Annotated in this window: 6 protein-coding genes and 1 riboswitch; all 6 genes read left to right on the forward strand. The window is 50.8% G+C overall.

Features of this window, described 5'->3' with window-relative positions; all coding sequences use genetic code 11:
• Nucleotides 1-107: 107 nt before the first annotated feature.
• Nucleotides 108-560, forward strand: coding sequence for a YwiB family protein (locus AC0TWI_RS01275; protein WP_488124528.1), 453 nt, complete (start codon nucleotides 108-110; stop codon nucleotides 558-560).
• On the forward strand, nucleotides 547-2,217 hold the full coding sequence (gene argS, locus AC0TWI_RS01280) for an arginine--tRNA ligase (RefSeq protein ID WP_488124529.1): 1,671 nt from the start codon (nucleotides 547-549) through the stop codon (nucleotides 2,215-2,217). Before AC0TWI_RS01275 ends, argS begins: the two co-directional genes overlap by 14 nt.
• Nucleotides 2,218-2,347: 130 nt before the next feature.
• Nucleotides 2,348-2,545: riboswitch (cobalamin riboswitch) on the forward strand.
• Between the two features lie 118 nt (nucleotides 2,546-2,663).
• Nucleotides 2,664-3,647, forward strand: coding sequence for an ABC transporter substrate-binding protein (locus AC0TWI_RS01285; RefSeq protein WP_488124530.1), 984 nt, complete (start codon nucleotides 2,664-2,666; stop codon nucleotides 3,645-3,647).
• On the forward strand, nucleotides 3,610-4,665 hold the full coding sequence (locus tag AC0TWI_RS01290) for a FecCD family ABC transporter permease (protein ID WP_488124531.1): 1,056 nt from the start codon (nucleotides 3,610-3,612) through the stop codon (nucleotides 4,663-4,665). Before AC0TWI_RS01285 ends, AC0TWI_RS01290 begins: the two co-directional genes overlap by 38 nt.
• A 2-nt stretch (nucleotides 4,666-4,667) precedes the next feature.
• Complete coding sequence (locus AC0TWI_RS01295) at nucleotides 4,668-5,867, forward strand: ABC transporter ATP-binding protein (RefSeq protein WP_488124532.1); 1,200 nt, start codon at nucleotides 4,668-4,670, stop codon at nucleotides 5,865-5,867.
• Nucleotides 5,868-6,034: 167 nt separating this feature from the next.
• Nucleotides 6,035-8,146 (forward strand): 4Fe-4S dicluster domain-containing protein, encoded by a 2,112-nt coding sequence (locus AC0TWI_RS01300; protein WP_488124533.1) that lies wholly within the window; start codon nucleotides 6,035-6,037, stop codon nucleotides 8,144-8,146.
• The last annotated feature ends 15 nt before the right edge of the window (nucleotides 8,147-8,161 follow it).

The raw sequence follows: 8,161 nt of genomic DNA on the forward strand, positions 1-8,161 counted from the left end.
TCCAGCTGGAAATGGAAGGAAATTTTCATAAAAAAATAGTTGGACTCTGTTGCGGTTACCCGCTATAATATTAAGATTAGACTACATAATAAAAGGTTGTGTTTTCATTGGCTGAGAACCGGCACTTGCCTGTTAAAATCCGTCTGGCGACGACCATCTCACTTGACGGTGAAGACGAAACATATGAATTGAGCCTTTTTGGGCGTCACTATCGAAAGGGTAATACGATATACTTAACATATGAAGAGGTTCAGGAAGAAGGAACGGTGAGTACGGTTGTCAAAATCGCCGAGGACGAAGTGATGATCAACCGCACGGGGGCCGTAAAGATGAGGATGCGCTTTCGTCTCGGAGAGAAACTCACAGGGTCGCATGAAAGCATCTTTGTTAGGCTTCAGCTCGAGACGGATACGAAAGAACTTGTCCACGAACAGGACAAGGACGGACTTGGCGGCTTATTCAGCCTTCGCTATGGTCTGGAGATGCAGGGAGCAGAAGCAGGCCAGCACAGGATGAAGCTAGAATATAAGGAGGACTTGGCAAGCAATGAATATCGTTGAGCAGATGCAGGAGAAATTGAAAGAAGAAATCAAAGCAGCCGTCATCAAGGCGGGACTTGCGGAAGAAGCGCAGATTCCGGAAGTGATCGTCGAAACGCCGAAGGATAAGGCAAATGGCGACTATTCGACCAATATGGCGATGCAGCTCGCGCGTGTTGCCAAGAAGGCACCGCGGATGATTGCTGAAGACATCCAGGCCCATTTTGACAGTTCAAAAGCATCCATAGAAAAGGTTGAAATTGCCGGTCCAGGTTTCATCAACTTTTATATGGACAACAGCTATTTAACAGCGCTCATCCCCGATATTTTGGAGGCCGGAGATGATTACGGGCGCACAGACGCCGGCAAAGGACAGAAAATCCAGATCGAATTTGTCTCCGCCAATCCAACGGGTGATCTTCATCTCGGCCACGCACGCGGCGCAGCTGTCGGTGACTCCCTTTGCAACGTGCTTGATAAAGCGGGATATGACGTTTCCAGGGAATACTATATCAATGATGCCGGCAATCAGATCCATAATCTCGCTCTTTCCGTTGAGGCTCGTTATTTCCAGGCGCTTGGACAAGAGCAAGAGATGCCAGAAGACGGATACCATGGAAAGGACATCGTCGTGCTCGGCGAGAAACTCGCAAAGGAATTCGGCGATACGTATGCGAAAGCGGATGAAAAAGAGCGCTATGCCTTTTTCCGCAAATACGGGCTTGATTATGAAATGGAAAAGCTGAAAGGCGACCTCGAGCAATTCCGTGTGCCGTTTGATGTCTGGTATTCGGAGACGTCTTTGTACGAAAACGGCAAGATCGACAAGACGCTCGACCTGCTTCGTGAAAAAGGCCATATTTACGAACAGGACGGGGCAACCTGGTTCCGTTCTACGGAGTTCGGAGATGACAAAGACCGGGTGCTGATCAAAAATGACGGTTCTTACACGTATCTTACGCCTGACATCGCCTATCATCAGGATAAATTTGACCGAGGCTTTGACAAGCTGATCAATATTTGGGGTGCGGACCATCACGGCTACATTCCGCGGATGAAAGCGGCGATGGAAGCGCTCGGACATGACCCGGAGGATCTGGAAGTGGAGATCATCCAGCTTGTTCATCTGTACAAAGATGGCGAGAAGATGAAAATGAGCAAACGGACTGGAAAAGCGGTAACGATGCGCGAGCTGATCGAGGAGGTCGGTCTTGACGCAGTCCGTTACTTCTTTGCGATGAGAAGCCCGGACACACATCTCGACTTTGACCTCGACCTGGCTGTCTCTGAGTCGAACGAGAACCCGGTTTACTATGCGCAATACGCTCACGCAAGGATCTGCAGCATTCTGCGTTCCGCTGCTGAAAAAGGCTTGGAAATCGACGAGAAAGCTGATTTTTCAGTTCTGAAGTCTGAGAAAGCCGTTGACTTGCTGAAGAAGCTCGGGGAGTTCCCGCTGATTATTGCAGACGCTGCGGAAAAGCGGATTCCCCACAGAATCACAAACTATATTTATGAACTCGCTTCTGCCTTCCACAGCTTCTACAATGCGGAGAAGGTGTTGAACGAGGAGGACCTTGCCGGAACAAAAGCAAGGCTGGCCCTTATTAAAACGGTCCAAATTACACTCAAAAATGCACTGAAACTTGTTGGGGTGTCAGCGCCTGAAAAAATGTAAGTGTTCCAGAGAGACAGGCACGTGGGGAGCAACGCTTTCCTATGTGCCTGTCTGTTTTTTTTGGCGGAAACCGGGATCTTTCCTGTTCAAATTGCCCGAATGGTGTATAATCGGAAGTGCAATTCACAGAATTACATAGTTTGGAGCCGGTTTTCCCGTCATGCGGCAGCGTGCCGATGAGGGAATGAAAAGGGAAGTTGGTGCAATTCCAACGCGGTCCCGCCACTGTAATGGGGAGCAAACTGCATGATCCACTGTACGAATGTATGGGAAGGAGCAGCGCGCGATGAGCCAAAGCCAGGATACCTGCCGATTCCGACAATCAATTCACGACCCTGCGAGGATGGGGGCGGGCTTAAGGCTTTTTTCTGCCTGCTTGCTTTCACATCTCCTTGGGTTGGAGATGTTTTTTTATTTTTAAAAACGAATTGGGGGAGGAAGATCAAGTGAAGAAGTTTGCATCATTATGGCTGAGCCTGCTGCTGGTCCTTGGCTTGCTGGCGGCATGCGGAAAAGCCGATACGGAGAAAAAAGAAAACACGCCTGCACCAGACCAGAATGCCCGCCAGACGGAAAAAGCGGAAAAGGCCGATTTTCCGGTTACACTGAAGGATGCCTCGGATCAGGATGTCGTGATCGAGAAAAAACCGGAGAAAATTATTTCGCTCATGCCGAGCAACACGGAAATCCTATATGCACTCGGTGAAGGGGATGCTATCGTCGGGGTATCGGAATCGGATAATTACCCTGAAGAAGTAGCAGACAAGGAAAAGGTCGCAAGCATGGACCTCAATGTGGAAAAAATTCTTTCCCTGAAGCCTGATCTTGTCCTGGCCCACGGCTCCACGGCTTCGATGTGGGAGTCCGGATTCCAGCAGCTGAGGGACAGCGGCATTACGGTTTTCATCGTCGAGGATGCACAGACATTTGAGGCGATTTACGATACGATCGAAACGATCGGACAGGCGACAGGCACAAAAGGCAAGGCGGACGAGCTCGTCAGCAAAATGAAGGCTGATATGGATAAGATTAAGGAAAAAGCGGAGACAATTAAAGAAGAGGACGAGAAAACGGTGTTCACAGAAATTTCTCCGGCACCTGAGATTTATGCTGCAGGCAAAAACACATTCATGGATGAAATGCTCAAAGCGATCCATGTGAAAAATGCAATAGAACAAGACGGCTATGTGCCGATGAATGAAGAAGCGATCATCGAAACAGATCCTGACGTCATCATTGTCAAATATAATTACATTGAGAATGCGGTTGACCAATTGCTAAGCCGGCCGGGCTGGCAAGATATGAAAGCAGTTAAGGATAAGCAGGTGTTCGAAGTTCAAGAGGATATCGCAAGCCGTCCCGGACCGCGGATCACCGAAGGAGTAGAGGAGCTTGCGAAAGCGGTATACCCGGACGTATTCGGGAAATAATCATCTATTTGCATATTTGATCGCGGCAGGCTTTCTGCTCTTGGCGATGCTGACAGGAATCGGCTTTGGCACCGTCCGCGTCCCGTTTTCGGAAATCATCGGGATTGTTTTCCGAGACGTGTTTCATCTGGCGCAGAACGCTGACCCGATGCACAGCAATATCGTCATGAACATCCGATTGCCGCGGGTGCTGCTTGCGGGCACAGTCGGGGCATCCCTTGCTGTTGCTGGGGCGGCCTTTCAGGGTCTCCTCCGCAACCCGCTTGCGGATCCGTATACGCTCGGCGTCTCCTCCGGCGCATCCGTCGGAGCGGTGCTCGCCCTGTTTTTCCAAATTTCCCTGCCATTCGCAGGGCTTTTCACTTTGCCGCTCCTCAGCATTACAGGGGCATTCCTGACGATTTTGGCCGTCCTCTTTTTTGCGAGAAGCATTGACCGATCAATGAAGGTAGAGACAATCATTTTGACCGGCATTATCTTCAGCTCTTTCCTCGGTGCATTGATTTCGCTGATGATCGCACTTTCGGGAGAGGAGCTGCGGCAGATTATCGGCTGGCTGCTCGGCAGCGTTTCAATGAGAGGATGGGTGTATCTCCGGATCATCCTGCCGTTTTTCCTTATCGGCTCCATCGTGCTGCTTCTGAATGCGCGGGAGCTGAATGCGATGTCCTTCGGGGAGGAGCGGGCAAAGCATATCGGTGTGAATGTGGAGCGGCGTAAGCTTGCCGTTTTGGCAGCAGGTTCCGTCGTGACCGGTGCCGCTGTTGCCGTCAGCGGGACAATCGGCTTTGTCGGTTTGGTCATCCCGCATCTGACAAGGCTTATCTGGGGGCCAGACCATCGCCATCTGCTCCCGCTCTCCATTATGACCGGAGCAGGCTTTCTGATATTAGCCGATCTTGTCGCCAGGGTTGTGATCGAGCCGGCGGAGCTGCCGATCGGCGTCATTACTGCAATCATCGGTGCGCCGGTTTTTGCCTTGATTCTCATGAGAAGACGACTGGAAAGAAGAGGATAGCCATGCTCGAAGTAGAAAAATTGTCTGGCGGATACCCGGGAAATTCCGTGCTTGAAAATCTATCATTTACTGTCCGGAAAGGGGAGCTATTCGGGATTCTCGGACCGAACGGTAGCGGAAAAACGACGCTGTTAAAAATGCTGAGCGGGCTGATCAAGCCGGAAACCGGCTCGGTCACTGTGAACGGAAAAATGCTTGAGGACTACAAGGAGAAAGAGCTGGCGAGGAAAATCGCGGTCCTGCCTCAGCTTACTTCGGAAATGTTCGCCTATTCCGTTAAGGAAACGGTCGCGCTCGGGCGGTACGCCCATCAGAAAGGGTTGTTTCAATCATGGGCGCAGCAAGATGAAGAAGCGGTTCAATCGGCAATGGAGCTGACCGGAGTCCGGAACTTTGCTGACTCAGCCATCCAGGAACTGTCGGGGGGCGAACGGCAGCGCGTTTTCCTTGCCCAGGCGCTCGCGCAGCAGCCGGAAATCCTTCTGTTGGACGAACCGACAAACCATTTGGATCTTGCGTTTCAGAAGGAATTGCTGGATCGTCTTTCCACACTTGCCCGCACGCAGAAGCTGACCGTCGTTTCTATTTTCCATGATATGAATCTTGCCGGGCTCTACTGCGATCGTCTCCTTCTCTTGGAGAACGGAAAAATGCATGGACTCGGCGAGCCGTTTGAAATTTTGCGAGGAGAAGAGATCGGCAATGTCTATCAAACGGAAGTCGTGGAAGGAGTTCATCCGCATCAGCCGCGGCCCCAGCTGCTACTTGAGCCTGCAGTGACTGCTGAAAAACGCGGGACTGTTGCCTTGTCCGGTTTTTTTGAATTTGAAGCGGGCTTTGGCTTTCGTTCCCCAGTCCCTCTACGCATCTATTCGCTTTCAGGCGAGGGTTCAGGCAGCGGGTGGCACAGGGCTGTGATGACGGAACCAGGTGAGGCACTGGGTGACACGCTTGTTTGCGGCGCTGCTGGCCGTAGAGTGCGGACAGGTGAAATTAGCGAGGACTTTGATACATGCATCTTCGCCGTTTCAGAAGAATTCCTCTGGGTTTTCATCGATGGAAAACTTGCCGAAAGTGATTTTGTCGGCCTTGTAGGTAAGCTTGCGCGACTTCACCCAGGCAGCATTGCCATCGGAGCGACCCAAACAGGGGAGAGGGCGGACACGCATAAGATCATCCGGGAATTGAAAAATACATTATAAATTTAAGCCAGCCGGTTTTTCAGGCTGGCTTTTTTTGCAAGGGAACCGGCCCCTGTTAGGCTCGAAAATAAACCTTGACTGAATGCTCATTCATTTTATACAATGAATGTAATAAATTTCAGAAAAGTATTCTGATAGAAAGCGATAGAAGGGAGCGCGTATCACCAATGAATGGATGGCTATGGATTAACTGGATTGCGTTTCTGCTTGTAACCGTTTACGCGGTTTCGCTGTTTGTCTATGTAGTGAAAACGCGGATTACATTTATCAAGCTTGGAAAGAAGGAGCAATTCGATAATGATGTAAAAGCCCGGCTGAAAAATATCTGGGTGTATGTTTTCGGCCAGAAGAAGCTGCTGAAGGATAAGAAGAGCGGCATCATCCACGTTATGTTCTTTTACGGATTTATTCTTGTCCAATTCGGAGCGATTGATTTTATTTGGAAAGGGCTTAAACCGGGTTCGCATCTGCCTTTCGGCCCGCTCTATCCCGGGTTCACTTTTTTCCAGGAAATCGTTACGCTCGTCATCCTCGTTGCGGTCGTCTGGGCCTTTTACCGCCGTTATATTGAAAAGCTCGTACGCCTGAAACGGGGATTATTCGCAGGGCTTGTCCTGATCTTCATCGGGGGTCTGATGCTTTCGGTCCTGCTCGGGAACGGAATGGCTGCAATTTGGCATGGAGAATCACTATCTTGGACGGAGCCTGTCGCATCTGCCATCGCTGGAGCACTTGGTTGGATGAATCCGACTGCAGCGGCCGTTGTATTTTATGTCGCCTGGTGGGTGCATCTCTTGCTGCTGCTTGCGTTCCTCGTCTACGTGCCGCAGTCGAAGCACGCCCACTTGATCGCCGGACCGGCCAATGTCTATCTTGAGCCGCTTGACGGCGGGAAGAAATTGAAACTGATTGATTTTGAAGACGAGTCGCAAGAGTCATTTGGTGTCGGCAAAATCAATGAATTCACAGATTTGCAGCTCGTTGACCTATATGCTTGCGTGGAATGCGGCCGTTGTACGAATATGTGCCCGGCAGCTGGCACAGGTAAAATCCTGTCGCCAATGGACATCATGATCAAGCTGCGGAATCACCTGACGAATTACGGGGCTGCCGTGACACATCAGCAGCCATGGGTGCCGACTTTCGCTTTTGCAAACACGGTCGGAAACCAAATTGCCAAAGGCGGAACAGGTGAAGGTGCAATTGAGGCTGCTGCCGCAGTTGACTACCAGCCGAGCATGGTCGGGGACATCATCACGGAGGAAGAGCTTTGGGCGTGCACGACATGCCGCAACTGTGAAGACCAGTGTCCGGTCATGAACAAACACGTCAGCCATATTATCGACATGCGCCGCTACCTCGTGCTCACTGAAGGGAAAATGAATCCCGATGCGCAGCGCGCGATGCAAAATATCGAACGCCAGGGCAATCCTTGGGGATTAAACCGGAAAGAAAAAGAAAACTGGCGCGAAGCACGTGAAGACGTCCAAGTGCCGACAGTGAAAGAAATGAAAAAAGCCGGTGAAGACTTCGAATACTTATTCTGGGTTGGATCGATGGGCGCTTTTGACAACCGCAGCCAAAAAATCGCCTTGTCCTTTGCGAAGCTGCTGAACGAGGCAGACGTGAAGTTCGCCATTCTCGGCAACAAGGAGAAAAACTCCGGCGACACACCGCGGCGACTCGGAAATGAGTTCCTTTTCCAGGAACTGGCTACTGCGAATATTGCGGAATTTGAAAAAAATGATGTCAAAAAGATTGTCACAATTGACCCGCATGCTTACAATATATTTAAAAATGAGTACCCTGATCTTGGCTTCACTGCGGAAGTGTACCATCATACAGAGGTCCTTCACAAGCTCGTGCAGGAAGGGCGTCTCAAACCGCAGTATGCCGTTAATGAAAAAATCACATTCCATGATTCTTGTTATCTCGGCCGCTACAACGATGTGTATGACCCGCCTCGCGAAATCTTGAAAGCAATACCAGGTGTCACTCTCATCGAAATCGAGCGCAACCGCGAAAACGGCATGTGCTGCGGAGCAGGCGGCGGCTTGATGTGGATGGAGGAAGACACCGGAAGCCGCATCAACGTAGCCCGGACCGAACAAGCCCTGGCCGTCGACCCGTCGATTATCTCCTCAGGCTGCCCATACTGCCTGACAATGCTGTCCGACGGCACAAAAGCCAAAGAAGTCGAAGACAACGTCTCCACCTACGACATCGCCGAACTACTGGAGAAATCGGTATGTGGAGAAAGAATAGCGGAGGGCGATTGATCAGGGGCGACAGGC

The sequence above is a fragment of the Lederbergia sp. B243.17 genome, assembly GCF_057657925.1.